The sequence below is a fragment of the Streptomyces sp. NRRL F-5122 genome (assembly GCF_001507435.1).
Lineage (GTDB): Bacteria > Actinomycetota > Actinomycetes > Streptomycetales > Streptomycetaceae > Streptomyces > Streptomyces lannensis.
The window spans coordinates 43,988-68,166 of the sequence record NZ_LMWH01000048.1; the positions used below are offsets into that span (position 1 = coordinate 43,988).

Below are 24,179 nucleotides of genomic sequence, written 5' to 3' on the forward strand. Positions count from 1 at the left end.
CGTCTGGTTCCTCCTCGGTCCCTGCGAGTGGGGGTACCTCCCACGCCCTCCGGGCGGTGGGGGAGCCTTCGGCACAGCTTCGTACGGTGCGGATCCCACGCCGGGGACCCGCTTTCACGTTCGGCGGCCCGTACACCTGCGGTTTCCCGCTTCGTATACAACGCTTCCGAAAGCACAAAAGGACCCGGGGGCTACGCTGCCCGAGTCCTCTCCCCAGCAGAATAGCCCACATGAGCTCTGGTCCGGCAGGTCATACGGCACGATCCACGCTTCGTCCGAACTCTGAGACGGCCCGACGGGGCCCGCTGCGGACGCTGCTGCACACGGTCGACGGGGTGCAGATCGACGCCGCATACGATCCAGGCGCGGCCGCGACGGACATCGGGCATGCACCTTCCGGTCATCTCGAGGATCCCGCGATCGTGGTCGCCCACGGTTTCACGGGCGACCTGGAACGGCCCCATGTACGCCGGGTGGCGGGCGTCCTCGCCCGCCACGGCGCGGTGGTCACGTTCTCCTTCCGGGGCCACGGTGCGTCGGGGGGACGCTCGACGGTCGGCGACCGCGAGGTGTACGACCTGGCGGCCGCGGTGGAGTGGGCGCGCGCCCTCGGGCACACACAGGTGGTGACCGTCGGATTCTCCATGGGCGGGTCCGTGGTGCTGCGGCACGCGGCGCAGCACCTCGGGGACGCCGGTACGGACGCCGTGGTGGCGGTCAGCGCCCCCGCCCGCTGGTACTACCGGGGCACGGCCCCCATGCGCCGGCTGCACTGGCTGGTGACCCGGCCGGAGGGGCGTCTGCTGGGCCGCTACGGTCTGCGCACCCGTATCCACCACCGCGACTGGGACCCGGTCCCCACCTCGCCGGTGGAGTCCGTCCCCCTGATCGCACCGACCCCGCTGCTGATCGTGCACGGCGACCAGGACGGCTACTTCCCCGTCGACCACCCCCGGATGCTGGCCGACGCGGCACCGGGTCATGCCGAACTGTGGCTGGAGCCCGGCATGGGCCACGCCGAGCACGCCAGCGACGACGAACTCGTGGCGCGGATCGGGGCGTGGGCGGTCTCCCACGCGGGCTAGCCTGACGGTGTTCACCACGACCGAGTTGAGGAAGCAGATGGCACAGGGCACAGTGCGCTACTGGGCCGCCGCAAAGGCCGCGGCCGGGACCGCCGAGGAACCGTACGACGCCACCACGCTCGCGGAGGCGCTCGACGCGGCCCGCGGCCGGCACCCGGGCGAACTCGTCCGCGTCCTGCGGCGATGCTCCTTCCTTGTCGACGGTGACCCCGTCGGGACCCGTGAGCACGAGACGGTACGGCTGGCCGAGGGCGGCACGGTCGAGGTGCTCCCACCGTTCGCAGGAGGATGAGCACAGCGATGAGCAACCAGCCGTACGAGGGCTACGACCCGGGCTTCGACCCCCACCAGCAGCACTCCCATCCGCAGCAGTCGCGACAGCAGGAGTGGTACGACCCGAGCGCCGGGTATCCGCAGCAGCCCTCGGCCTACCCGCAGCACTGGGACGGACAGTCGTACGGACCCGCCCAGCCGCTGCCGCCGGAGTCCCAGGCGTACGACCCCCACGGTTACGCCGCGCACGGCGTGGGCGGCCGCGCCCATCCCTCCGGCCCCGGCGGGACGGCTGCCCAGGGCGGTGGCGGCACGCAGACCAGGACCGCGCCCGCGGCACCCCCCGTCGACATCTCCCGACTCCCCGCGAATCAGCGGGCCCGGCTCGAAGGGCGTTCGCCCATCATCGAGCCAGGTCTCCAGCCCGCCGCGCTCACCGCGCTGCTCGGGGCGCTGCTCGCCGGTGGCGCGGCCCTCGGCCCGTACGCCCTGGTGGTGCCGCTGGTGATCCTCCAGGGTGTGACGGCCGCGGGATGGTTCCGGCTGAACGGCATGTGGCCCGCCCGGCAGGGCATCGCGCTGGCTTTCCTGGGCGCCGTCGCCGCGGACGTCGCGGTGCTCGTGGCCGGCCGTGAGCACGCGCCCGCCGCGATCCTCGGCGCCCTCGGCGTCTGGGTCCTGCTCTCCCTCGTCCTGCAGCTGAGGTCGCACGCCGACCCGGACACCCGGATGCACGGTCTGATGGCGACCGTCGCCTCGGCCTCCCTGTCGATCATCGCGGCGGGGCACCTCGCGGCCGAGGCGGACGCAGTCACCGTCGGAGCCGTCGCTGTCGCCGTGGCGGTCCTGGCACGGGTGCTGCCGCTGCCGACCGCGGCCTCGGTCGTCGTGGCCCTGCTGGCGGCGACCGGCGCGGGCATCGCGATGGGGAACGCCACCGGCGCCGGTACGTCGGGCGCCTTCCTCGGTCTGGGCGCGGGCGTCTGCGCGCTGGTCGGCCACCGGGTCGCCTCCTACGACTACCCCTCCCGCTTCGTCCACTTCACGGCGGGCGTGGCCCTGCCGCTGACCGCGGCGGCGCCGGTGATCTATCTGCTGGGGCGTGCCATCGGCTAGCCAGTGTCACAGGTGATCGACAATTCGGAGGACCTCCGTCCGCACGGGGTTACAGTCGCGCTCGACGGCCACCCGGTCCGTCATCGACCGCCTAGGTGGGGGAAACACCGAGCATGCGCGCACTGCGGAGACTGCTGATCGTCGTCCTGGTCCTGGGCGTCCTCTTCGTCGTGGTGGACCGTGTCGCGGTCCACTTCGCGGAGAGCGAGGCGGCCGACAAGCTGAAGACCTCCGAGGGGCTGACCGACACCCCGGACGTGTCCATCAAGGGCTTCCCCTTCCTCACCCAGGTGGCCGGCGGGGAGCTGGACGACATCGAGGTCGGGATCAGGAACTACGAGGCCCCCAGCGGCGACGGCGGCGAGAAGATCCGCATAGACGACCTGAACGCCGACATGAAGGGCGTGAAGTTCACCGGCGACTACAGCTCCGCGACCGCGGCCACCGCCACCGGAACGGCGCTCATCTCCTACGACGAACTGCTCAGGACCGCCAAGGCCGAGCCCACCCAGGTGGCGCCCGGTGTCACCGCCCGGGTCGTCGGCCTCTCGGACGGCGGCAACGGCAAGATCAAGGTCGCGGTCGAGGCGACGGTCCTCGGCAAGACCCTGCCGGACCCGGTCACCGTGCTCAGCTCGGTGACGGTGCAGGGCAAGACCGTGAAGGTGCACGCCGACACGCTGCCGAGGTTCGGGGGCGTCCAGCCGGCCGAGGGCCGGGTGCGGGCAGTCACCGACTTCCAGCAGGCCGTCGACCAACTGCCCGGCGGCATCCGGATCGACTCGGTGCGGGCGGCCCAGAAGGGCGTGGAGATCACGGTGAAGGGTTCGGACGTCAGGCTGGCCGGGTAGGACGAGTCCTGAGCACGGGGCGTCCGAAAGACGAGACGTCTGGTCCGTACCGCGGCTGCGACAGGGTGCCCGGCGAGCCGGGGGCCCTGCGCCTGCAGGTTCGACGTCTCATCTTTCTCAAAATGCGGACGATCGTATCTCACCATTCGACACCCCGGTGACATGCCCGGCGGTCCGTCCCTACGATCGACCCCATGCAGCGACAGGCGGATCTCACGAAGCGGCGGGCAGTAGACCTGTGCCGCGTCGCCGCCATGCTCTGTCGCACTTCCTGAGCGGGAGACCCGACTCCCGTATCGCCGGCCCTGGTCCTGACGCAGGGCCACCCGTGCGCCGTGTACGCCGGCCTGAAGCCGCGCACCCGCACCCCACCCCGACTTGCAGACCCCGCCGCAACTGCCCCGGAGGAGATAGAGCATGAGCCGCAGCGACGTCCTGGTAGACGCCGACTGGCTGCAGGAGCACCTGGACGACTCGACGATCGCCATCGTCGAGGTCGACGAGGACACCTCCGCCTACGACAAGAACCACATCAAGAACGCCATCCGGATCGACTGGACCAAGGATCTCCAGGACCCGGTCCGCCGTGACTTCATCGACCAGGCCGGCTTCGAGAAGCTCCTGTCGGAGAAGGGCATCGCCAACGACCACACGGTGGTCCTGTACGGCGGCAACAACAACTGGTTCGCCTCCTACGCCTACTGGTACTTCAAGCTGTACGGCCACGAGAACGTCAAGCTCCTCGACGGCGGCCGCAAGAAGTGGGAGCTGGACGCGCGCGAGCTGGTCGACGGCGCGGAGGTCCCCGAGCGGGCCGCCACGGAGTACCGGGCCAAGGAGCAGAACACGGCCATCCGCGCCTTCCGCGACGACGTGGTCGACGCGATCGGCCTGCAGAACCTGGTCGACGTCCGTTCGCCCGACGAGTTCTCCGGCAAGCTGCTCGCCCCCGCGCACCTGCCCCAGGAGCAGTCGCAGCGTCCCGGCCACGTGCCGAGCGCCCGCAACATCCCCTGGTCGAAGAACGCCAACGACGACGGCACCTTCAAGTCGGACGACGAGCTCAAGGCGCTCTACGCCGAGGAGAACGTCGACCTGGCCAAGGACACCATCGCGTACTGCCGCATCGGTGAGCGCTCCGCGCTGACCTGGTTCGTCCTGCACGAGCTGCTCGAGGTCCCGAACGTCAAGAACTACGACGGCTCCTGGACCGAGTACGGCTCCCTCGTCGGCGTCCCGATCGAGCTCGGCGCCGCCAAGTAACCCCGGATCCCCGGACCTACCCCTAAGGAAGAGCCATGTGTGGAGCGAAGGCCGGCGGTCCCGACGCCTCGACGATCAAGCCCGGTGAGACCACGATCCAGGGTCAGGTGACCCGCGACGGCGAGCCCGTCGTGGGCTACGTGCGCCTGCTCGACGCGACCGGTGAGTTCACCGCCGAGGTCCCGACCTCGGCGACCGGACAGTTCCGCTTCTACGCGGCCGAGGGGACCTGGACCCTCCGGGCCTTGGTGCCGGGCGCAACCGCGGACCGCACGGTCGTCGCGCAGACGGGCGGCCTCGCGGAGGTCGCGATCGCCGTCTGACGATCACTCCACGACGGTCCGAGGGGCCGTACGTGCACGGCTGAAGGGCCGCATCCCGGGGCAGGACACCTGCCCGCAGGGGTGCGGCCCTTCGGCGTGTCCGGGCATAGCCTTGAGGTATGTACGCGCGACGGCGGCACGTCTACTTCGCCATGATGGGGACCTGCATCGGCCTGTTCGTCCTGGCCTGGGGGGTCGTGCGGATCTGGTCGGTCCCCGCGGCCGTCGGGATGTGCCTGCTCGCGATGGTGATCCCGCCGCTGGCGGCCATGGTGGCGAACCGTCGGGGTCCCGAGGACCGGTGGTGGGACGACCCGTCCGGGGACCCCAAGTCCGACGAGTGGTGGGACGAGCTGGACGGCAAGAAGCGGCACTGAGGTATGCGCCCTCGCCGGGCACGTCTCAGTACACGAGTGCCTGGGTGTCGTCCGCCAGCGCCTCCTGGACGAACACCTGTGCGCCGGCGATCCGGATGCCGTCGATGACGTCCTGCTGCGTGATGTCCCGGCGGGCTGCGCACTGGGTGCACAGGGTGATCCGCCCGGCCGCCATGATCGCCTCGATCAGATCGGGCAGCGGCGCCGCGTGCGGCAGCTCGAACTCCGCGGCCCGGCCCGGCAGGGCGAACCACGAGGACTCACCGGTCAGCCAGAACGAGACGTCGACTCCACTGGCAACGGCCACGGAAGCGACGGTGAACGCCTGGGAACAGCGCTCGGGGGCGTCCGCACCGGCCGTCACCTTGATCACGAGCTTCTTCGACATGCCCGAATCGTAGTCCGAATCGTGATCAACTCCCGTGCAACTCCGTTCAGTAGCCATGAGTCTCCTGTGTGCGCGGATACGGAATCCGTGCTTCTCGTTCTGTGGGGGGACGTCTTGGAAGAACCGGAAAGACCCGAAGAGAGGCCGGGAAGCTCCGCTGTGGCTCCGGAAACACCGGAAGCGCAGTCGCCGGAGGGCGAGGCCGGAGAATCGGCACAGGCTACGGACGGGCCCGTCGGCGGCGCACCCCGCCCCCGTCGGCGTGGCCGGACCGCCATGCTCGTCGTCGGTGCAGCCGTGCTGGGCGTCGTCGCCGGGACCTGCACGGGTTATGTCGTGCAGGCCAACCGCACGCCCACCCCCTTGCCGCCGCTGTCCCAGTCGGTGGTCAAGCAGTCCAAGGGCGAGACGGAGCCGCTGTCGGCCGCGCAGGACCGCCGTGTGAAGACCGACGGCGATCTGCGCAAGCTGCTGGTCGAGCGGCCGGCCGGGGCCCGCAACGCCCCGTTCCAGGTGGGCGACGACGGCTGGATGAGCCTCGCCTCGTACGCGGAGGCCTACGAGAAGCCCGACCAGGCCTTCACCGACCAGATCACGAGCGAGTTCCGGCGTGCGGCCGTCACCTCCTGGCGGACGAGCGACACGCACTACGTCGAGATCCGCCTCGTCCAGTACCGGCAGGAGGAGGACCTGGACGCCTCGGATCAGGCGGAGAACGGCACGTACTGGGCGGAGCGCGAATCCGGCTCGCACGGCTGGCCCGTTCCCGGTACGGGCGACGGCATGGCCTACGTGGACTCGACACCCGACCGGGAGCCGGGCTACCTCCCGTTGTACGGGGCCGAGGCACACGCCTGGCGCGGCGACATCTCCGTCGAGATCTACGTCACCGACACCAAAGCGATCACCAAGAAGGAGATCATGAGCCTGGCCGAGCGGCAGATGGGACGACTGTGAGCGAGAACCCGCAGACTCCCGTACCCGCCGGACCGGTGGACGAGGCCGGACAGCCGGGGCTCGTGGCCCCGGCGGCGGAGCCGTTCGCGGCGCCGGTGGCGGCCGCACCCGGAACCGGGCGACCCGTCCGCCGCCGACGCGTCGGTGTGATCGCCGGAAGCGCCGTGCTGCTTCTCGCTGTGCTCGGCGGTGCCGGGTACACCGTGGTCACCGTTCAGAACGCCGACCGCGATCCGGGCGCGCCGGTCTGGAGCCTGCCGAAGGCCGAGGCGGAAAAGAAGGTCCAGGCCGAGGCCACCGGCCTCAAGGGCATGCTGCTGCCCTTCGGCACCAGCGGCTACGGCCGCGGTCCGGACATGGGCGAGTTCGGCTCGGACACCGAGCTGAGCGGCAGGCAGGCCACCGAGCTGCGCAAGGAGTCGCTCCGCACCCTGCCCCGCTCCCAGCGGCTGCAGTTGGAGAAGGAGATCGACAAGCAGCACATCCAGGGCATGGCGATGCGCAGCTACCTCAGTTCGGAGAGCGCGACCGCCTCCACCGCGTACGCGGAGGACGTCTTCACCGTCGAGATCGTGCTGTCCCGGATGGAGAGCCGGCAGACGGTGCGTTCCATCGCGGCCTTTCAGCAGGAGTTCCTCGGCGCCATGAAGGTGTTCCGGGCGGGGCCGACGATCGAGGGCCACAAGAACGCCCGCTGCTTCCTGCCGCCGGCGGACCGCGACGAGAAGATCGACCTGATGGTCTGCTCCGCGTACGAGGGCGACGTCCTCGTCAGCGCCACCATGTCCGCGGCCAAGCCCCTGGACAAGAAGGGCGCGGCGGCCCTGCTCCGCGCACAACTGGACCGCATCAAGGACCCCGGGGAGGCGGTATGACCGAGCAGCAGACCACGGATCACCCGGCGGTGCCGGAGGGCTCGCCGAGCGCGGCGGCCACGCCTCAGCCGGCTGCTCCCCCGGTGCCCGAGGGGACTTCGCCGGAGGCCGGCGTTCCCGGCGCGTTCGTCGTCGCAGGGCCGCCGCCCGCGAAGAAGGACCGCCGGGTGCTGCGGGCCGCCCTGCGCTGGACCGCGGCCGTCGCCGTCTTCGCGGCGGTCGGTGCCGGCACGGCGTTCGGCATCACGAGCATGGACCGTACGGAGGTGCCCGGCCTTGCCACCGAGGCGGACGGGCGTTGGACCTTCCCCGAGATCGTGCGGCCGCCGCTGCCGTCCGGCAGCCCCCGCCCGTTCACCGAGGCCAACGCGGCCGGCACGCACTACGCCGACCTGCGTGCCCTGGTGCTGCCCGCCCCCGCGGGAGCCCGGGAGGACAAGGCGCTGCGCGGGAAGGACGGCTGGCTGCCGACCGAGGACTTCCTCGCGGAGTACTCCGACAAGCAGGACCGCAAGGAGTTCGGCCAGCGGCTGACCGACCACGGTCTGCGGCACATCGCGGGCCGGGGGTGGACCACGCAGGACGGCACGCACACCCGGATCTACCTGCTCCATTTCGACACCGCGACCGTCGTGGACGATCTCGCCTCGAACGAGTTCGCGAGTTTCAACAGTCTGGAGTACGCGGTCCGCGACGCCCACGACTCCGTCATGGACAGCGCCTTCCCGAGCGGGGCCCGGATCAGCGACATCTCCCACGCCATCTACGTCGAGCCCAAGCCGTACGGTGCTCAGCAGGTCCGCCAGGCCTACCTCCGCGCCGGTGACGTCTTCGCCGTGATCATCCAGTCCCGCAAGGGCACCGCCTCCTCCGTCCCCTTCCAGCAGACGGTGACCCTGCAGAGCGAGCTGCTGGACTGAGCCGACCTCGAAGAGAGGGCCGGGTTCCACCCGACTAGAGTGGGACCCGGCTCTTGTGTACCCACCCCCGCTCACCAAGGAGCACCCGTGGAGATCTTCTTCGAAACCCTGCTGGTCCTGGTCTGCGTCGGCGTGCTCGCCTTCGCCGGGCTGACCGTGAAGAAGCTGTACGAGGGCCAGCGCTGAGCCCCGCACCCACCACGTACGCGACCGCCACGACTCCCACGAGAAGCTGCTCATGATCGAGATCCCGTCCGACCTCCACAAGGACCTCGTGCCCCTGGTGTTCCTGCTCGGCGACTGGGCCGGCGCGGGCGTGCACGACTTCCCCGGTTCCGAGAAGTGCAACTTCGGCCAGGAGGTGTCCTTCACCCACGACGGGCGGGACTTCCTCGAGTACCACTCGCACAGCTGGGTGCTGGACAGCGAGGGGAACAAGGTCAGGCCGCTGGAGACCGAGGCCGGGTTCTGGCGGATCGACGCCGACCGCAAGGTCGAGGTCACCATGGTCCGCAACGACGGGGTCGTCGAGGTCTGGTACGGCGAGCTGGCCCAGAAGAAGCCGCAGATCGAGATGGCCACGGACGCCGTCGCCCGGACGGCCGCATCGGGTCCCTACAGCGGCGGCAAGCGGCTGTACGGATACGTCAACAGCGACCTGATGTGGGTGGGCGAGAAGCAGACCCCCGAGGTTCCGCTGCGCCCCTACATGTCGGCGCACCTGAAGAAGGTCGTTACCCCGGAGGACGTGGAGCGCTGGGCGAAGGCTCTCCCGGACGACCTTCCGGACGACGGGATCGCATTCTTCAAGTAGTCCTAGACTTTCCAGTGTGGTGAGCACCGACTGGAAGAGCGATCTGCGGCAGCGCGGCTACCGGCTGACCCCGCAGCGGCAACTTGTGCTCGAAGCCGTGGACACCCTGGAGCACGCGACCCCCGACGACATCCTCTGCGAGGTGCGGAAGACGGCGTCGGGGGTCAACATCTCCACGGTCTACCGGACCCTGGAGCTTCTCGAGGAACTGGGGCTGGTCAGTCACGCCCACCTCGGGCACGGAGCGCCGACGTACCACCTCGCGGACCGGCACCATCACATCCATCTGGTGTGCCGTGACTGCACGAACGTCATCGAGGCCGATCTCGACGTGGCCGCCGAGTTCACCGCCAAGCTCCGCGACACGTTCGGCTTCGAAACGGACATGAAGCATTTCGCGATCTTCGGCCGCTGCCAGGATTGCTCGCTCAAGAGTTCAACTACCCCGTCGTAGGCTGGACCCATGAAGAGTCCCCTGCTGGCCCTGCCCGGTGCCGTTCCCGCCGAAGGCGTGGACGAAGGCGTCGCCGCCCACTACGGCGACCTGTTCCGTGAGCAGCGTGCCCTTGCCGACGGCTCCGGATTCGTGGACCTCTCGCACCGCGGCGTCGTCACCGTCAGCGGAGAGGACCGGCTGAGCTGGCTGCATCTGCTGCTCACCCAGCACGTCAGCGACCTGCCTCCGCACCAGGCCACCGAGGCGCTCGTCCTCTCCGCGCACGGCCATATCGAGCATGCGCTCTATCTGGTGGACGACGGTGAGACGGTCTGGGCCCATGTCGAGCCCGGCACCCAGGACGCGCTCGTCGCGTATCTGGAATCGATGAAGTTCTTCTACCGCGTCGAAGTCGCCGACCGGACGGGGGACATCGCGGTGGTGCATCTGCCGGCCGGGTCGATCGCCGAGCCGCCCGAGGGTGTCGTGGTCCGCGAGACGCCGTACGGCCGTGACCTCTTCCTCCCGCGCGCGGACCTCGAGCCCTACGCGCACAAGAGCGGCCCCGCGGCAGGACTCCTGGCCTACGAGGCGCTGCGGGTCGAGCACCACCGCCCCCGCGTCGGCTTCGAGACCGACCACCGCACCATCCCGCACGAGCTGGGCTGGATCGGCACGGCCGTGCATCTTCAGAAGGGCTGCTACCGCGGCCAGGAGACGGTCGCCCGGGTGGAGAACCTCGGCAAGCCGCCGCGCCGGCTGGTCTTCCTCCACCTGGACGGCAGCGAGGTGCACCTGCCGCCGCACGGCACCGAACTGCGTCTGGCGGACGAGGGTCCCGACGGCCGCAAGATCGGCGTCGTGACGACCTCGGTGCGCCACCACGAGCTGGGGCCGGTGGCCCTCGCCCTGGTCAAGCGGAACGTGCCGCTCGACGCCCGCCTGGTCGCCGACACGACGGCGGCGGCCCAGGAAGTGATCGTGGAGCCGTAGGTTCAGATCTCCAGCAGCACGGTGAACGGGCCGTCGTTCGTCAGGGACACGCGCATCTGCGCACCGAACCGGCCCGTCGCCACCGTCGCACCCAGCGAGCGCAGCCGGGCGACCACCTCGTCGACGAGGGGCTCGGCGACATCGCCCGGGGCCGCCGCGTTCCAGGTGGGGCGGCGGCCCTTGCGGGCGTCACCGTAGAGCGTGAACTGGCTGATCACCAGCAGGGGCGCGTCTACGTCGGAGCACGACCTCTCGTCGTGCAGCATGCGGATCGACCAGAGCTTGCGGGCCAGCTGGGCCGCCTTCTCCTTGGTGTCCTCGTGTGTGACCCCGACGAGCACGCACAGCCCCTCGCCGCTGATCTCGCCGACCGTCTCGCCGTCCACGACGACGCTCGCGCCGTCCACCCTCTGCACCACCGCACGCATGAGGACCATGATGCCGTGCCTCCCGACGGCCCCGGGAAGGGGTCGACAACGCCGGCGCGACCGGCCGTCCGGGGCATTCCGCGCCCCTGTTTGTCCTCTATTACGAGGGCATTCTTATCGGCCCGTAACCCTCCATCCGGGGCAGATCAGGGGCACTCGGTCACATTGCGGCCACTCCGGGTGGCACGATGCCTGTGTTGCGGCGCATCCGTGGGGGGTGCCGCGCCGGTCGAGGGGACGGTAAGGACATGAGCACAGTGGGTACCGGGCGACGACCCGGGGTTGCGGCGCCCGCCCGATCGGGGAGCGCCGGGGAGTGCCGGGCTCCCGTGCAGCGCACGGACAGCCCGCTGCCCGCGGACGGGTCCGGGCAGGACCTGTCCACGCTGCGGCTGACCGAACTGCGCGCACTGCGCCGTGGCGCCCAGCGGGACGAAGCCGATCTCAGCTATGTACGACGCCTGCTCCAGGGCCGTATCGACATCCTCCGGGCGGAACTGGCCCGGCGCGGCGGACGGATGCCCGAGGAGGTGGTGACGCGGCTGCCGGAGATCCTCAGGGACGCACCCGCCCGCCATCGCTCGTCCGCCCGCCATGTGACGGTCGGCACACCGCAGAGCGAGGAGTTCCGGCGGCTGGCGGCGGAGATGCTCGCCGAGGTGGAGCTCTCGGACCTCCAGGCGCGTACGGACGACGAGTTGGGGGCCGGCATGAAGCGCCTCGAGCGGTACGAGCGGCAGGTCTCGCGGCGGCGGCAGCGGTTGCAGCGCACGGCGGACGATTGCAGCGCCGAGATCGCACGCAGGTACCGTGAGGGAGAAGCACAAGTAGACGACCTGCTCATGTGACGCGGAGGGCCCCGGCGAACCCGGGGCCCCTGGGTGTGCGCGGCGGCCCCGGTACCCCGGCGGCATCCGGGCGAAGGGGCGGGTCCCCGTCGCGAAGGCAAGCACCCATGTCGACTTCTGCCCAGACCGTCCTGCCCACCGGATCCGGCCACTCCGCCATACCCCCGATACTCGCCGAGGTGGTGCGGTCCGGGTTCGTCGAGGGCCGGCACCGGGGGAGCCTGGTCCTGCTCGGCGCGGACGGTTCCGTGGAGTTCGCGCTCGGAGACGTCTCGTCGCCGGTCTTCCCCCGCTCGTCCAGCAAGCCCATGCAGGCGGCCGGTGTGCTGCGGGCGGGCCTGGACCTGGCCGGGGAGCGGCTGGCGATCGCCGCCGCGAGCCATTCGGGCGAGGCGTTCCATCTGGATCTGGTGCGCACCATGCTGACCGAGCACGGCCTGAGCGCGGAGGACCTCCAGTGCCCGCCGGACCTGCCGCTGGACCCGGCCGAGGCGGAGGCGTATCTGGTGTCCGGTTCCGCGCGCGAGCGGGTCGCGATGAACTGCTCGGGCAAGCACACGGCGATGCTGGCGGTGTGCGCGCTGCGGGGCTGGCCGCTCGACTCCTACCTCGACCCCGGCCACCCGCTGCAGCAGCTGATCCACTCGGTGGTGGAGGAGACGGCCGGGGAGCCGGTCGCGGCGGTCGGTACGGACGGCTGCGGCGCCCCGCTCATGGCGATCAGCCTCACCGGGCTGGCCCGCGCCTTCCGGTCCTTCGTGCTCGCGCAGCCGGGCACCCCGGAACGCCGCGTGGCCGACGCGATGCGGGCGCATCCCGAGTACGTGGCGGGCACGCGCCGCCCCGACACCTGGCTCATGCGGGAGATCCCCGGCGCCCTGTCGAAGATGGGCGCGGAGGCGGTCCAGGCGGTGGCACTCCCGGACGGCCGGGCCCTCGCGTTCAAGGTGGACGACGGCGCGACCCGGTCACTGGGCCCGATACTGTCCCGCGCCCTGACCCTGATGGGTGTGCAGGCCCCGGTGGTGGACCGCATCGGCAGGGCGCCGCTGCTGGGCGGGGACCGCGAAGTGGGGGAGATACGCGCGGTGTTCTAGCCGCACCGCCCCCGGTGGCCGGGGGCTGCGGGACGGAGCGTGGGCAGGATCGTCCCGGGGGCGCCCTCGTGGCAGCCGGGGCGCGGAAATCCGCGCGACACCCGATTCGCCGTACCCCTAGCGTGGGGCCATGAGCCGCCGCGCCCAAGACATCGAGGTACGCCCGATCACCGAACCCGAGATCCGGGACTGGAGCCGTGCGCTCAGCACGGGCTTCCTGCGTTCCCCGGCCCTCTCGGACCACGACGTCGCCGACCTCGGCACGTACGTCGTTCCGTCCCGTACGCTCGCCGCCTTCGACCGCGGCCCGGCGCGCATCGTGGGGACCTTCCGCTCCTTCGCCCAGGAGCTCACCGCCGTCGGCGGGGCGACGGTCCCCGCCGACGCGATCACCAACGTCACCGTCACGGCCACCCACCGCCGCCGCGGCATCCTCAGCCGCATGATGGCCCTGGACCTCGCCGCGGCGAAGGAGCGCGGCGACGTCGCCGCCACACTGATCGCCGCCGAGTACCCCATCTACGGCCGCTTCGGCTTCGGCCCCGCCACCCACACCGCCGAGTGGACCGTCGACCTCCCCCGCACCGGTCTCGACCGTCACCGCTCCATCCCGGACGACGGCGGCCGCATCGACCTGGTCGACGTCGGCGAGGTGCGCAAGCTCGGCCCCGAGCTCCACGAGCGCCTCCGGCTCGCCCAGCCGGGGGCGATCAACCGCAACGAGCGCTGGTGGCAGGTCACCACGGGCGCGGTCCGCCTGGACGCCCGGCCGTGGACCGAGCCCTTCCACGCCCTCTACCGGTCCCCGTCCGGGGAGATCGAGGGACTCGTCGCCTATTCCTGCGACGACAACTGGGGCGACGACAAGCGGCCCACGAACACCGCGTCCGTCAAGAGCCTGATCACCACCAGCCCGGCGGCCGAGCGCGCTCTGTGGCACTACCTCTGCTCGATCGACTGGGTCACCACGGTGAAGTCGGGCCGCCGGGCCCCCGACGACCTGCTGCCGCACCTCCTGCCCGACCCGCGCGCGGCCCGTCTCACCACGTACGCGGACTGGCTGTGGGTGCGGATCCTGGACGTCGTACGGGCTCTGGAGGCGCGTACGTACGGCGGCAGCGGCGCGCTCGTCCTCGAGGTCGTGGACGAGGCGGGCCTGACCGGCGGACGCTACCGGCTGGAGGCCGGCCCGGACGGCGCGGAGTGCAAGCCGACCGACCTGGAACCCCAGCTGACCCTTCCCGTGGCCGAACTGGCGACGCTGTGGCTGGGGGACGAGTCCGCGGTGCGTCTGGCGGCGCTCGGGCGGGTGCGGGAACAGCAAGAGGGCGCCGCCCTTGTCGCCGACGCCCTGCTGCGTACGTCCAGGCGACCGTGGTGCCCGGACATCTTCTGAGCCCTCGCGGGCTTGGCCGGTCTCTGCGGTGGCACTCCTTCCGGGCGGGCGGTGGCGCTTCGTGCTGTGCATCCGTAGCGATTCAGTTGTGGTGGTGCGTCTGGTGCGGACCGACCGAGCTCCCGGCTCCCCTCCGGAAGGGAGTTCGGTCAGCCATTGTGCTGGCCAAGAGCGCTCAAGCTCTCTCAACTTCTCGAAGTTGGCGACCAACTTCACCTTACTTATCTCCGATTGGAGACGTCTCATAACCACCTTCCCCTGAACTGCCGGAAGATGGCGTGAAGTTGTAGTGTTTGGTCGTGGAGCCGGAACATGCCTCCGTCAACGGACGGAAGAGGTCACAGCGGCCACAGAGGTCGCACCATGATGTGGCCGACGAGCTGCGCAGCCGGATCAGGTCCGGAGTGCTGCGGCCCGGCCAGCGCATGCCCACGCAGGCCGAGTTGGCGAACGAGTTCGGCGTGGAGCGCGGCGCGGTGCGTCAGGCGCTGCGCATCCTGCAGACGGAGCGTCTGCTCGTCAACGTGTCCAAAGGGAGCCCGGCGACCGTCGCAGCGCACATGGGCGGTGCCGTGGCCGGCCCGGAGGCTCCGCCCCAGCCCACGATGGTGGCGCTCGCCCCACGGATCTCGGCGGCCTTCGCCGCTCCGCACGTGGAGATAGACGCCCTGTGTCTGACATCGGTATCGCTCACGCTCGCGATGAGCGAGCCGTTGCGCGAGATTCACGCGGGGCGAATAAAACCGGCCAAGGTCGATGTGCGCCTGCTGCTGCCGAGCGGCCGGATCGAGCTGGCGTTCCCCAAACCGGTGGAGGACACCGACGACGACCGGCTGCGCCGGCGCTGGCTGGCGCAGCGGAACGCCCAGGGCCAGGTCCTCAGACACAACCTGCTGGCGCTGCGCAGCACGCACGGCATCGACGTGCATGTCACCTTCCGGGCGCTGCCGTTCACTCCGCCGGTGAAGCTGTACCTGCTCAACGGGGCGGAGGCGCTGTTCGCGTACTACACGGTGACCCGCCGCGGCGCGGAGATCGACCACGAGTATCTGGAGATGTACGACGCCGAGGGCACGCGGTCCATGCTGTTCCCCTTCGCGCAGGGGGCGGGACTGCGGGACACGACATTCGTGGAGCAGTCGCATCTGTGGTTCAACGCCCTTTGGGAGACCATCAGCTCGGAACTGGAGCTCGGCGGCTAGCCGATGTCCTCCAGCGGTTCGGACGGTCTCCCGAAGGGCTGGTCAGAGGGCCGGCTGGGCGACCATCAGGGCGAGGACGACCGCCCCGACGGAGCTGCAGGTGGGGCTCTTGGCCTTGATGCCGACGGTCAGCAAGAGCAGGCCGATGATGCCCATCGTCCCGTACTTCCACTGGACGAACTGGTCGAAGCCGGCGACGAAGAGAGCGGAGAGAAGGGCTATGGCGGGCATGGTGGCACCTCTTTCCGTGCGGGTGGATCCGGGCGATCCGGAGGGCGGGGCAAGGGTGAGCGAACCGTCTGCATGGGGTGACTACCTGCGGCTGGTGCGTGAGGGGAGGCAATTCCTCCGCCAACTCTGTCGAGTTGGTAACCAACTCCCTTAGAGTTATCCCCAGTTGGTCTATGTCTATAAACAACTATCAGACAACTCCACATAGATGGACGTAGGTTGTAGCGTTTGGTCGTGACCCAGGAGAACGTCGCAGTGAACGGCAGCAGAAGGCTCTCGCCCCAGGAGATCGCCGAGACGATGCGGGCCCGCATCCGTGCCGGCGAGCTGAAGGCAGGCGACCGCCTGCCCACACAGGCCGAGCTGGCCGAGGAGTTCGGTGTGGAGCGGGGCACGGTCCGGCAGGCCCTGCGCCTTCTCCAGGAGGCCGGCCTGCTGAGCAACGTCAGCAAGGGGAGCCCGCCCAGGATCGCCCAGCCCCAGCCGGTCAGGGACGAGCCGCAGCCGACGATGGTCGGGCTGACGCCGAGGCTCGTGGAGGCGTTCGGGTCCCCGCACGTCCGCATCGACGCGGCCTGCCTCACCGCGGAGACGCTGATGCTGGCGCTGGGCGAGCCGCTGCGGCAGATCCACGAGGGCCGCATCCGCCCGGAGTCGATCGACGTCCGCATCCTTCTTCCGTCCCGGGACATCAACCTGGCGTTCCCGATCTCGGTCCAGAGCCCCGGTGACGACGACCCGGTCCACAAGCGCTGGCTGGACCAGCGCAACGCCCAGGGTCACGTCCTGCGCCACAACCTCCAGTCCCTGCGCTCGTCGCACGGCATCGACGTCCGCGTGACGTTCCGCGCCCTGCCGTTCACCCCGCCGGTGAAGCTCTATCTGCTGAACGGGTCGGAGGCCCTGATCGCCTACTACATGCTCACGAGGCGGGAGGAGGAGGTCTACAGCCAGACGCTCGAGATGTACGACACCCTGGGCACCGAGTCCCTGCTCTTCTCCTTCGAACGCCGGACCGGGCAACGGGACGCGGCTTTCGTCGATCAGTCACAGAAGTGGTTCGACGCCCTCTGGGAAACCATCACGTCGGACCTGACACTCTCCTAGTGACTTCTGATACGACGCAGACTGATCTGGTGGCAGAAGAGACTGAGAATCTGCGGAAGTTGATCGCCAAGGCGCGATTTATACTCTTTGACTTCGATGGGCCGATCTGTCGGCTCTTTGCGGGGCACACAGCGGAGGACGTCGCGCGCCGACTGGTCGAATGGCTCGAAAGCCGGGGGCTGCGCGGCCTGCTGACCGAGGAGGAACGGGTCCATCCGGACCCTCACTACGTCCTCGAGGCGATCCATCGACGGCATCCGCAGAGCGATCTGGTGACCGAACTGGAGGAGCGGCTCACCCAGCAGGAGTTGAAGGCGGTGACGTCCGCGATGCCGACGCCGTACGCCGACCCGTTGATCCGTACCTGGAGCGCCCTCGGCGGTCAGCTCGCCGTGGCGACCAACAACTCCGCCCGAGTGGCGACCGCGTACCTCGCAAGACGCGACCTGGACTCCTGCTTCGCCCCCTATGTCTTCGGCCGCACACACGACCTCGACCTGCTGAAGCCGCATCCGCACTGCCTCAATCAGGCCCTCAACGCGATGGGCGCGGATCGCACCGCCTCCCTGATGATCGGGGACGCCCCCTCGGACTTCTACGCCGCTCGGAACGCCGGCGTCGCGTTCATCGGCTTCGCGCGCAACCAGGACAAGGAGAAGCGTCTGAGGAGCGCGGGAGCCGAAGTCGTCGTGGAGTCGCTTGAACCGGTGCTGCGGATGCTGCGCGGTCAGGCCTGAGACATCACGATGGCGAACATGACCGCGGCTCCCACCGCGAGGCGGGTGTGGTTCATCCGGATGCCCGCGAAGATCAGCGCTATGAGGATCGCCCCCAGTAGCCCGATCTTCGACTGGGCCAGCATCGACAGGACGAACTCCGCAGCGGCGACAAGTCCTTCTGACTGGATCACTTTCCCCACCCGATCCTTCCGCTTCCAGTCAACCAACCAACTTGCAGCCCAATTGGACTGGTTATCGTGATTGGCATGTGCCCTGCTCGCTTGATCCTGTAACCAACAGGGCAGTTGGACTGCTTGGTTGGCTGGAAACGGTTTGCCGATCGGGTGAAGGAGGTACGGTCGGCGTGTGGATGCAGAGCGCGTCGGTGAAGGTGGCGGCACGGAGTTCGACCGCGTCGCGGGAGTCCTGCGTGCCCGGATAGCCGACGAGACCTATCCGTTGAACGGCACGCTGCCCCCGCAGCGGGCGCTGGCCGACGAGTTCGGCGTCTCCCGCGACACCGTGCAGCGGGCGATCAGGGAGCTCACCAGCGAAGGCTGGATCGAGTCCAAGCGCGGTAGCGGATCGCGAGTGATCAAGACCCAGCGCATCGAGTCCTCGACCCCCCGGGGCGTGAAACCGGGCGACCCCGTGACCGTGGGGTCATTCATCGAGCAGGCGTTCAATTTGCCGGAGGTCGACCTCGACGTCTACACGCTGACCTCGGAGTCGCTCAACATGCATCTCAAGATGTTGTACGACAAATGGGTCCGTGATCGGAGAGTCGAATCGCATCCCACGCCCCCACGGGTGAAGCTGCGCCTTCTGCTGCCGGCGGAGGATCTGGAGCTTCCCTATCCGAAGGCCCGGAACGCCAAGGACGATTCCGCCGTGGCGGAGCGGCACCTGGGAATCGCCCAGGAGCACACGTCCTCGCTGCGGCGCGTGCTGGGCAACCTCCAGGCGGCGAAGCTCGTCGAGTCCTTCGACCTCGAGGTACGCCACGTGAGACTGCCTCCGGCGTTCAAGGTGTACCTGTTCAACGAGACCGAAGCCCTGTTCGGCCCCTACGTGGTCGACGAGCGGCCCATCGTCCTGGACAGCGGCAAGGAGATCGAGGCGCTCGATGTCATCGGACTCGGCGCCACGCTCACCCACCACATCAGGGACCACGACCCGAACTCACCTGGTTCGACGTTCGTCGACAGTATGCAGTCGTGGTTCGACTCGCTGTGGGATCTGCTCACGGTCTGACGTCCGAATCGGGGTGACCGATTCGCCGCCATGGCGGCACGCCGCCTTGCATCCTCGCGACCCGTTACGTCGTTGAGACCAGTCCGGAGGGCGCATGGTTCAGGTTGCCGCTAATGTTGCCGCAACTTGAGCAACAGGAGAGGCCCGTGGGCGCACCTCCCGTTCCCCGGCACGCCTTATGGGGGCGATGGGCCGCCGGTGACGCCTACGACGAGTTCGTGGGCCAGGCAATGCTGGGCGGGGTGATGACCACGGGTCATCACAACCGGAACTATGTGCTGCCCCTCACCGAGGCCATGGCGCGCCGCGTGCGACGCAAACCGGGCACGAATGTGACCGTGCGCGTGCGCAGACCCGAAGCGCTGCCGGTCGTGATCAGGACCTGGCGGGACGAAGCGGAGATCCTCGACGCCATCAAGGGGGAGCTGCCACACGTCCCCACCTGTCTGGTCCGCGGCCGGGGGGCGTCCATCCACAGTTATGTGGAAGGCGTCCCGCTGTCCACGATCTGTCCCAACGGCAAGCCGGTCGAGAGGTTGCTGATCGACGCACTGGCAGGACTGCTCGCCCAGATGTCGCAGGTACGCAGGGAGGCGCTGCCGCGACTGCCCGATGGGTGGCCGCGCAACGACAAGGACAGCCAGGGCTTTCTGAGGACACTCGCCCTTCGGGCCGACCGGCAGATCCGTCAGCCCAATTGGACTGCCTTCGGCGGACTGTTCGCCGCACTCGGCATCCCCGAGGACGCGCTGATCCGGCTGGCCGAGCGAGTGCCGCTCATGGTCCGCAGGCCCTTCAGCCTGCTCCACGCGGATCTGCACCGGGACAACGTGATCGTCACCTACCGTGGTGACCCGCCCCTGATCTGTGTGGACTGGGAGCTCGCGACCTACGGCGACCCCCTGCACGATCTCGCCACCCATCTGGTCCGGATGCAGTACCCGGCGTTCCAGTGGGGTGAGGTGATCGACGCGTGGGCGCACGCCGTGCAGGCCATCAGACCGATGGCGGCCAAGGGTCTGGCCAGGGATCTGCGGCACTACGTTGCATTCGAGCGTGCCCAGTCCATTTACCCCGATGTGATTCGCGCTGCGACGTCGCTGGACGACTCGTTCGACCAGAAGAGCCTGGACACGGCGACCGAGAGCGTGAGCCGCGCTCTCCAGGCCGCGGCCGAACCCCTTCGGCTGGCTCATGTGCCGGACGCCGCCGAGATCGAGCGGGTTCTCATCCGGTGGCGGACGTCTCGGGGCGAGCAGGCGAGCGGTGTCCGCCGGACGGCCACCGCTCTGCGGTGGAAGCCGGACGAGCGGCTTCCCGAGCACCCTGGTTTTCCGCGTTCGGCCGTTCGTGACGCCTTGCTCGCCGAGGGATCCGCGCCGGCCAACCGGGTGTTCAAGGGCACCGGCCACCTCAACTCGGTGGTGCGCGTGGCGGACATCGATTTCCCCGTCGTGGTACGGCGCAGGTTGGCATCCGGCTGCCGTCGCGAGCGCGGTTACCTCAGCGAACACGCGGTCCTCGCAGCCATCGAGCGGTCCGGTGACGCAGTGATGGCCCCGAGGGTGCTCGCCCTCGGCGAGAGTCACGCCGGCGATCCCTTCGCCATCCACACATACGTCGGCCCTCCCGAGGGGGACCGGCCACCGAACCATCCCGTCAATGGTCTGCTGCCCCACGAGGCGGACGGGCTGGTCGACCAGCTGTGCGCTCTGACACGGGTCGACTTTGCCCCCGTTGATCCGACGTCCTGCGAGGTGAGCGACGGGGGCGGCTTCTACGGATGGCTGAGTGAGCAACTCGTCCTGCTGGTGGCAAATCTGCCCAAGGAGTCTCAGCAACTGGCCCGAGTTCTGGGCCTGCCCGGTGCGGAACGCCTGCGGGAGATCCTTTCCCGGCACCTGGTGACCCCCCGGTCGGCCGCCCTGTTGCACGGGGATCTGAACCCCTGGAATCTGGTGCGTCGGTCGGGCGGACTCACGCTCATCGACTGGGAGATGGCCATGGTGGGCGATCCGCTGTACGACCTGGTCCGCCATATGCATCTCACTCCCACACGTCCCGAGATCCGCGGGAGGATGTTCACGCGTTGGTCCCGCTCGCTGACTGAGGAGTACACGAGGGGCTGGCAGGAGGACTGGCGCGTGTATCGGTGGATGGAGGTCGTCCGCTCGGCTTACGTGGACCTCGACCGTCTCGTGACCGGCGACAGTCTGGATGCCCCCAATGTGCGCCGTGCCGTGGACACGTACGCGATGACCCTGGCCGAGGCCACGGCCGCACTCGGATTGCCCGTCAAATGGATCGCGAATCCCCATCTTGTCCGTGCACTGCCACACAGGGACCATGGAGCCCAACGGGTTGGCGGGCTCTCCGCGGACAACTGAACCACCGCTGGGCGCCTCGGTGCGGGGAGGGGCTGCGGATGTCCGTCGGTGGGAGAAGGCCGGCCGAGGGCGATGTGATCGAGCGCCTGAAGAGGTTACGGGCCCGCTACGAGCCGGCGGTCACACGGATCCTGCTGCTGGGGTTCTTCGGCACGGGGCTGATCGCGCAGTTCGTGAAGCCGGTGGGGGACGCCCTGCAGGGCAAGGTGTTCCTTGGCGGCGCCCTGCTCAGCCTGGTCGGCTACGTCCTGTACGACTCGGTGAAGGACCTGACCGTGTCCCTGCGGATGCCACCGCGCCGGCAGGTCAATTCACGGGAGCTGGGCGGCTTCGTGAGCGAGGCGTTCAGCGCACGCACCGTGGAGATCAGCTTCCTCGGCTATACCGGCGAAACGCTCTACAACGAGCTCTACCATCGCCTCGAAGGGCTCCTCGACGATCCCGGCCCGACCAGACACGTCACCGTTCGTTTCCTGATCCCGGACTTCGGACAGTCGATGACCGTGCCCTCGATGGTGGGACCGGGCGGGATGCCATTGGACGACCCCGACTTCCGTAGGCGGCTCGAGCTGCGGTGCCAGGAGTACGACCGCACCCTCTCCATCATCGCCGAGAGGCTCACCGCGGTCGGCCGGGTGGCGGCGGAGTGCGAGTACCGCGTCTATCCCGGCATACCGAGGGACAAGATCTGCATCTTCAACAGGGAGTTGGTGCTGTACGGCCTCTACGACGTGGCCCCCCGGACGATGCTGCGCAGCACGGATCCCGAGTTCTACGACCCGAAGGGCTATCGCACGGACCTCAACGTCTGGTCCCAGGAGGGCGGTGACGAGGCCAAGACCGTGATCACTACATGGAACAAGCACTTCGACGACCTGTGGACCCTCGCCGCTAACCCGAGCTGGAGACAGGGGACGACAGCGTGAGGGGCGGCCTTTGGCCGGATGGAAAAGTCGTGGCCTTGCCTTCTCGCGCTCTCACCGGATCTCAGGCGAACGGTGAGCCCGCCAGGTGTGTCTGAGCGCCTCGAGTTCGCTCCGGGGGAAGTGTTCACCCCACTTGCCCCGGTATCCGCTCTCGCCGTGGACCAGCGCAACCTCGTCGAAGCAGCGAACCACCGCACGGGCGAGACCGTCGATGCTCAGCGCTCCGGACCACAGTTGGGTCCCGGCGTTGTCGTGTTCACCGCCGTGCCGCAGTTCGAGCAGGCGGAGCCAGACGTCGTCGCCCTCGCGATGGAAGAACCAGCGAAAAGCCGTCGGCTCCGCCTCGAACTGCACACGTGCCTCCGATGCGCCGGCCATGAGTCGGGTGACCGCATTCAGCAGGTCCTCGGGAGCGTTGCCGATGTGCGAGGCGGTCAGCTCGGCCTTCGCTGCAGGCGCTTCGATCGTGCAGTCGGCCCAGCCGTGCCCGGTCAGTGTCCAGGTGAGCCGAAGGCCAGTGCTCACGGTCGGTCACCTCTGGAGCCCACGCCACGAGGTCCTTGTCGGCCCTGTCCGAGATTCTCGTTGCCGTCGGTTCCGCGTACCCGCTGCCCCGGCACCGCCATCGGTGCCTCCTGACGTCGAAATCCGCGGACAGAGTGACCGCGCCGGAGCAGGAGCCGTCGGCCACCGCACAGGTATCGGCTCTCCTGGGGCACAGCCGCCGGTCGAACGTCCGTTCCTAGTCCCACGGTTGAACGATATGCGACCTCACCGACATGGACGGAGAAGTTTGCTCCGCGATGGCGGGCAGGAGGCGGAAGGGCCCGGCACCGCGGCTGACCGACCTTCGCGGACACGGGGCCGCCCCGTGACCCGTCTCAGTGAAGGTGAACCAGCGTGATGCTGTGACCTGTGGTGATTCAGATTGACTGAGACAGCTGCTACTCGGTTGTCTCAGTCGATCTGGGTAACGCGGGGGCTTCCTTAGCGACGGCCCAGGAGCTCGGCGATCCGTATGAACCCGTCGGCGCCGTGACCCCGTCCGATGGCTCGGCGGGCCATGCCCTCAGCCGCGCGCATCACACCCGCGTCAATGCCATGTGCCTCGGAGGTGTGGACGATGTGCGCCATGGACGATACGGCCGAGGTGATCGGGTTGCCCTCACCGGAGTAGCTACCGCTGTCGGCCTCCTCCGCGGCCTCTTCGAAGATCGGCGGGAGGATGTCGCCGATGCCCTTGGCGAACGGTGCCAGCTCCCGCGCGGAGATGCCTTCGGCCCGCGCCATCGACAGGGCGTGCACATAGCCCGCCATCGCGGTCCAGAAGATGTCGAGCAGCGCGATGTCGTATGCCGCCGCGCGGCCGATCTCCTCGCCGAGGTGGGTGTGGGTGCCACCCAGCGCCTCAAGGACGGGCTGGTGCTCGCGGTAGAGATCCTCTGGGCCGCTGTGGATGAACACCGCGGCCGGAGTGCCGATGGTCGTGTTCGGCGTCATGATCGCACCGTCCAGGTAGCGAACACCGTGCTCAGCCGCCCACGCTGCCGCATCTCGGGCCCGGTCCGGCGTGTCGGCGGTCAGATTGACCACCGTGCGCCCCTTGAGTGCGCCGGTGACCGCCTCTCGCCGCAGAATGGTGTCCACGGCGTCGTAGTTCACCACGCAGACCACGGTCACACTGCTTGCGGCAACCGCTTCCTCGGCCGACTGGACACTGACCGCGCCCCGCGCGACCAGCCCCCGGTCCCGGCCCGGCGTCCGGTTCCAGACCGTGGTTCGCAGGCCGGCATCCAGGAACGCGCCCGCCAGGGATCGGCCCATCGGCCCCAAGCCGAGGACGGTGGCGGCAGACTGTTCGGTGTGTGAGGACATCTCTCAACTCCCATAGAAAATATCGGTAATCTGTGACG

29 protein-coding genes are annotated in these 24,179 nt (G+C 69.1%); 23 read left to right on the forward strand and 6 right to left on the reverse strand.

The window, feature by feature from the left end; translation table 11 throughout:
• Positions 1-230: 230 nt before the first annotated feature.
• The 8 genes from ADL25_RS07900 (at position 231) to ADL25_RS07930 (ending at position 5,288) form a co-directional block, all read left to right on the forward strand.
• The gene (locus ADL25_RS07900) at positions 231-1,085 is read left to right on the forward strand and encodes an alpha/beta hydrolase (RefSeq protein WP_059126933.1); all 855 of its coding nucleotides are present in this window, start codon (positions 231-233) and stop codon (positions 1,083-1,085) included.
• A 37-nt stretch (positions 1,086-1,122) separates the two neighbouring features.
• Positions 1,123-1,377 carry a MoaD/ThiS family protein gene (locus ADL25_RS07905; RefSeq protein WP_059126934.1) on the forward strand — a complete coding sequence of 85 codons (255 nt, stop codon included), beginning with the start codon at positions 1,123-1,125 and terminating at the stop codon, positions 1,375-1,377.
• An 8-nt stretch (positions 1,378-1,385) separates the two neighbouring features.
• Complete coding sequence (locus ADL25_RS07910) at positions 1,386-2,474, forward strand: hypothetical protein (RefSeq protein ID WP_059126935.1); 1,089 nt, start codon at positions 1,386-1,388, stop codon at positions 2,472-2,474.
• A gap of 113 nt (positions 2,475-2,587) precedes the next feature.
• Positions 2,588-3,325: a DUF2993 domain-containing protein gene (locus ADL25_RS07915; RefSeq protein ID WP_059126936.1), complete on the forward strand. Its 738-nt coding sequence runs from the start codon at positions 2,588-2,590 to the stop codon at positions 3,323-3,325.
• A 194-nt stretch (positions 3,326-3,519) separates the two neighbouring features.
• On the forward strand, positions 3,520-3,600 hold the full coding sequence (locus ADL25_RS52135; RefSeq protein WP_355139345.1) for a putative leader peptide: 81 nt from the start codon (positions 3,520-3,522) through the stop codon (positions 3,598-3,600).
• Positions 3,601-3,742: 142 nt separating this feature from the next.
• On the forward strand, positions 3,743-4,588 hold the full coding sequence (locus ADL25_RS07920; RefSeq protein WP_059126937.1) for a sulfurtransferase: 846 nt from the start codon (positions 3,743-3,745) through the stop codon (positions 4,586-4,588).
• A 35-nt stretch (positions 4,589-4,623) separates the two neighbouring features.
• On the forward strand, positions 4,624-4,911 hold the full coding sequence (locus tag ADL25_RS07925; protein WP_059126938.1) for a DUF1416 domain-containing protein: 288 nt from the start codon (positions 4,624-4,626) through the stop codon (positions 4,909-4,911).
• Positions 4,912-5,030: 119 nt separating this feature from the next.
• Positions 5,031-5,288: a DUF3099 domain-containing protein gene (locus ADL25_RS07930; RefSeq protein WP_059126939.1), complete on the forward strand. Its 258-nt coding sequence runs from the start codon at positions 5,031-5,033 to the stop codon at positions 5,286-5,288.
• A gap of 25 nt (positions 5,289-5,313) precedes the next feature.
• Here the strand turns inward: ADL25_RS07930 and ADL25_RS07935 are convergent, their stop codons facing one another.
• A complete protein-coding gene (locus ADL25_RS07935; protein WP_059126940.1) occupies positions 5,314-5,676 on the reverse strand; it encodes a DsrE family protein in 363 nt (120 codons plus the stop codon).
• Positions 5,677-5,952: 276 nt separating this feature from the next.
• Between ADL25_RS07935 and ADL25_RS07940 the strand changes: the two genes are divergently transcribed.
• From ADL25_RS07940 to ADL25_RS07965, 6 genes are all read left to right on the forward strand, one after another.
• Entirely contained in the window at positions 5,953-6,633 is a 681-nt protein-coding gene (locus tag ADL25_RS07940; RefSeq protein ID WP_059126941.1) for a hypothetical protein, read from the forward strand.
• Positions 6,630-7,508 carry a hypothetical protein gene (locus ADL25_RS07945; protein WP_234380719.1) on the forward strand — a complete coding sequence of 293 codons (879 nt, stop codon included), beginning with the start codon at positions 6,630-6,632 and terminating at the stop codon, positions 7,506-7,508. Before ADL25_RS07940 ends, ADL25_RS07945 begins: the two co-directional genes overlap by 4 nt.
• Positions 7,505-8,428 (forward strand): hypothetical protein, encoded by a 924-nt coding sequence (locus ADL25_RS07950; RefSeq protein WP_107116541.1) that lies wholly within the window; start codon positions 7,505-7,507, stop codon positions 8,426-8,428. The genes ADL25_RS07945 and ADL25_RS07950 overlap by 4 nt, the downstream gene beginning before the upstream one ends.
• Positions 8,429-8,666: 238 nt before the next feature.
• A complete protein-coding gene (locus ADL25_RS07955; RefSeq protein ID WP_059126942.1) occupies positions 8,667-9,242 on the forward strand; it encodes an FABP family protein in 576 nt (191 codons plus the stop codon).
• A 16-nt stretch (positions 9,243-9,258) separates the two neighbouring features.
• Positions 9,259-9,696: a Fur family transcriptional regulator gene (locus ADL25_RS07960; protein ID WP_059126943.1), complete on the forward strand. Its 438-nt coding sequence runs from the start codon at positions 9,259-9,261 to the stop codon at positions 9,694-9,696.
• A 9-nt stretch (positions 9,697-9,705) separates the two neighbouring features.
• Positions 9,706-10,671 (forward strand): YgfZ/GcvT domain-containing protein, encoded by a 966-nt coding sequence (locus ADL25_RS07965; RefSeq protein ID WP_059126944.1) that lies wholly within the window; start codon positions 9,706-9,708, stop codon positions 10,669-10,671.
• Positions 10,672-10,673: 2 nt separating this feature from the next.
• Here ADL25_RS07965 and dtd read toward each other — a convergent pair whose 3' ends face one another.
• Entirely contained in the window at positions 10,674-11,099 is a 426-nt protein-coding gene (dtd, locus tag ADL25_RS07970; protein WP_059127110.1) for a D-aminoacyl-tRNA deacylase, read from the reverse strand.
• 248 nt (positions 11,100-11,347) lie between these two features.
• Here dtd and ADL25_RS07975 point away from each other — a divergent pair, with 248 nt between their 5' ends.
• The 4 genes from ADL25_RS07975 (at position 11,348) to ADL25_RS07990 (ending at position 15,642) form a co-directional block, all read left to right on the forward strand.
• Positions 11,348-11,947 carry a hypothetical protein gene (locus ADL25_RS07975; RefSeq protein WP_059126945.1) on the forward strand — a complete coding sequence of 200 codons (600 nt, stop codon included), beginning with the start codon at positions 11,348-11,350 and terminating at the stop codon, positions 11,945-11,947.
• Between the two features lie 107 nt (positions 11,948-12,054).
• The gene (locus tag ADL25_RS07980; RefSeq protein ID WP_059126946.1) at positions 12,055-13,044 is read left to right on the forward strand and encodes an asparaginase; all 990 of its coding nucleotides are present in this window, start codon (positions 12,055-12,057) and stop codon (positions 13,042-13,044) included.
• Positions 13,045-13,174: 130 nt separating this feature from the next.
• Complete coding sequence (locus ADL25_RS07985; protein WP_059126947.1) at positions 13,175-14,440, forward strand: GNAT family N-acetyltransferase; 1,266 nt, start codon at positions 13,175-13,177, stop codon at positions 14,438-14,440.
• A 293-nt stretch (positions 14,441-14,733) separates the two neighbouring features.
• Positions 14,734-15,642 (forward strand): winged helix-turn-helix domain-containing protein, encoded by a 909-nt coding sequence (locus ADL25_RS07990; protein ID WP_079050241.1) that lies wholly within the window; start codon positions 14,734-14,736, stop codon positions 15,640-15,642.
• A 42-nt stretch (positions 15,643-15,684) separates the two neighbouring features.
• Here ADL25_RS07990 and ADL25_RS07995 read toward each other — a convergent pair whose 3' ends face one another.
• Positions 15,685-15,873, reverse strand: a complete 189-nt coding sequence (locus ADL25_RS07995; RefSeq protein WP_059126949.1) for a hypothetical protein — start codon at positions 15,871-15,873, stop codon at positions 15,685-15,687.
• Positions 15,874-16,101: 228 nt separating this feature from the next.
• Between ADL25_RS07995 and ADL25_RS08000 the strand changes: the two genes are divergently transcribed.
• Both ADL25_RS08000 and ADL25_RS08005 read left to right on the forward strand, forming a co-directional pair.
• Complete coding sequence (locus tag ADL25_RS08000) at positions 16,102-16,980, forward strand: winged helix-turn-helix domain-containing protein (RefSeq protein ID WP_059126950.1); 879 nt, start codon at positions 16,102-16,104, stop codon at positions 16,978-16,980.
• Positions 16,929-17,717, forward strand: a complete 789-nt coding sequence (locus ADL25_RS08005) for an HAD family hydrolase (protein WP_079050242.1) — start codon at positions 16,929-16,931, stop codon at positions 17,715-17,717. The genes ADL25_RS08000 and ADL25_RS08005 overlap by 52 nt, the downstream gene beginning before the upstream one ends.
• On the opposite strand, the gene ADL25_RS08010 is transcribed toward ADL25_RS08005, so the two are convergent.
• Positions 17,708-17,890 carry a hypothetical protein gene (locus ADL25_RS08010; protein ID WP_059126952.1) on the reverse strand — a complete coding sequence of 61 codons (183 nt, stop codon included), beginning with the start codon at positions 17,888-17,890 and terminating at the stop codon, positions 17,708-17,710. The genes ADL25_RS08005 and ADL25_RS08010 overlap by 10 nt on opposite strands.
• Positions 17,891-18,065: 175 nt before the next feature.
• Between ADL25_RS08010 and ADL25_RS08015 the strand changes: the two genes are divergently transcribed.
• The 3 genes from ADL25_RS08015 to ADL25_RS08025 all read left to right on the forward strand — a co-directional run bounded on the left by ADL25_RS08015 (position 18,066) and on the right by ADL25_RS08025 (position 22,266).
• Complete coding sequence (locus ADL25_RS08015) at positions 18,066-18,953, forward strand: GntR family transcriptional regulator (RefSeq protein ID WP_059126953.1); 888 nt, start codon at positions 18,066-18,068, stop codon at positions 18,951-18,953.
• A 146-nt stretch (positions 18,954-19,099) separates the two neighbouring features.
• Entirely contained in the window at positions 19,100-21,340 is a 2,241-nt protein-coding gene (locus tag ADL25_RS08020) for a phosphotransferase family protein (protein ID WP_059126954.1), read from the forward strand.
• A gap of 38 nt (positions 21,341-21,378) precedes the next feature.
• Positions 21,379-22,266 (forward strand): hypothetical protein, encoded by an 888-nt coding sequence (locus ADL25_RS08025; RefSeq protein ID WP_059126955.1) that lies wholly within the window; start codon positions 21,379-21,381, stop codon positions 22,264-22,266.
• A 51-nt stretch (positions 22,267-22,317) separates the two neighbouring features.
• On the opposite strand, the gene ADL25_RS08030 is transcribed toward ADL25_RS08025, so the two are convergent.
• Positions 22,318-22,791: a hypothetical protein gene (locus ADL25_RS08030; protein WP_181923092.1), complete on the reverse strand. Its 474-nt coding sequence runs from the start codon at positions 22,789-22,791 to the stop codon at positions 22,318-22,320.
• A 462-nt stretch (positions 22,792-23,253) separates the two neighbouring features.
• Complete coding sequence (locus ADL25_RS08035) at positions 23,254-24,141, reverse strand: NAD(P)-dependent oxidoreductase (RefSeq protein ID WP_059126956.1); 888 nt, start codon at positions 24,139-24,141, stop codon at positions 23,254-23,256.
• Between the last annotated feature and the right edge of the window lie 38 nt (positions 24,142-24,179).

Bases quoted from the DNA above. Each gene is read 5' to 3' on its own strand.
- ADL25_RS07900 (WP_059126933.1), top strand. From the start codon at position 231: ATGAGCTCTGGTCCGGCAGGTCATACGGCACGATCCACGCTTCGTCCG.
- ADL25_RS07905 (WP_059126934.1), top strand. From the start codon at position 1,123: ATGGCACAGGGCACAGTGCGCTACTGGGCCGCCGCAAAGGCCGCGGCC.
- ADL25_RS07910 (WP_059126935.1), top strand. From the start codon at position 1,386: ATGAGCAACCAGCCGTACGAGGGCTACGACCCGGGCTTCGACCCCCAC.
- ADL25_RS07915 (WP_059126936.1), top strand. From the start codon at position 2,588: ATGCGCGCACTGCGGAGACTGCTGATCGTCGTCCTGGTCCTGGGCGTC.
- ADL25_RS52135 (WP_355139345.1), top strand. From the start codon at position 3,520: ATGCAGCGACAGGCGGATCTCACGAAGCGGCGGGCAGTAGACCTGTGC.
- ADL25_RS07920 (WP_059126937.1), top strand. From the start codon at position 3,743: ATGAGCCGCAGCGACGTCCTGGTAGACGCCGACTGGCTGCAGGAGCAC.
- ADL25_RS07925 (WP_059126938.1), top strand. From the start codon at position 4,624: ATGTGTGGAGCGAAGGCCGGCGGTCCCGACGCCTCGACGATCAAGCCC.
- ADL25_RS07930 (WP_059126939.1), top strand. From the start codon at position 5,031: ATGTACGCGCGACGGCGGCACGTCTACTTCGCCATGATGGGGACCTGC.
- ADL25_RS07935 (WP_059126940.1), bottom strand. From the start codon at position 5,676: ATGTCGAAGAAGCTCGTGATCAAGGTGACGGCCGGTGCGGACGCCCCC.
- ADL25_RS07940 (WP_059126941.1), top strand. From the start codon at position 5,953: ATGCTCGTCGTCGGTGCAGCCGTGCTGGGCGTCGTCGCCGGGACCTGC.
- ADL25_RS07950 (WP_107116541.1), top strand. From the start codon at position 7,505: ATGACCGAGCAGCAGACCACGGATCACCCGGCGGTGCCGGAGGGCTCG.
- ADL25_RS07955 (WP_059126942.1), top strand. From the start codon at position 8,667: ATGATCGAGATCCCGTCCGACCTCCACAAGGACCTCGTGCCCCTGGTG.
- ADL25_RS07965 (WP_059126944.1), top strand. From the start codon at position 9,706: ATGAAGAGTCCCCTGCTGGCCCTGCCCGGTGCCGTTCCCGCCGAAGGC.
- dtd (WP_059127110.1), bottom strand. From the start codon at position 11,099: ATGCGTGCGGTGGTGCAGAGGGTGGACGGCGCGAGCGTCGTCGTGGAC.
- ADL25_RS07975 (WP_059126945.1), top strand. From the start codon at position 11,348: ATGAGCACAGTGGGTACCGGGCGACGACCCGGGGTTGCGGCGCCCGCC.
- ADL25_RS07980 (WP_059126946.1), top strand. From the start codon at position 12,055: ATGTCGACTTCTGCCCAGACCGTCCTGCCCACCGGATCCGGCCACTCC.
- ADL25_RS07985 (WP_059126947.1), top strand. From the start codon at position 13,175: ATGAGCCGCCGCGCCCAAGACATCGAGGTACGCCCGATCACCGAACCC.
- ADL25_RS07995 (WP_059126949.1), bottom strand. From the start codon at position 15,873: ATGCCCGCCATAGCCCTTCTCTCCGCTCTCTTCGTCGCCGGCTTCGAC.
- ADL25_RS08025 (WP_059126955.1), top strand. From the start codon at position 21,379: ATGTCCGTCGGTGGGAGAAGGCCGGCCGAGGGCGATGTGATCGAGCGC.
- ADL25_RS08035 (WP_059126956.1), bottom strand. From the start codon at position 24,141: ATGTCCTCACACACCGAACAGTCTGCCGCCACCGTCCTCGGCTTGGGG.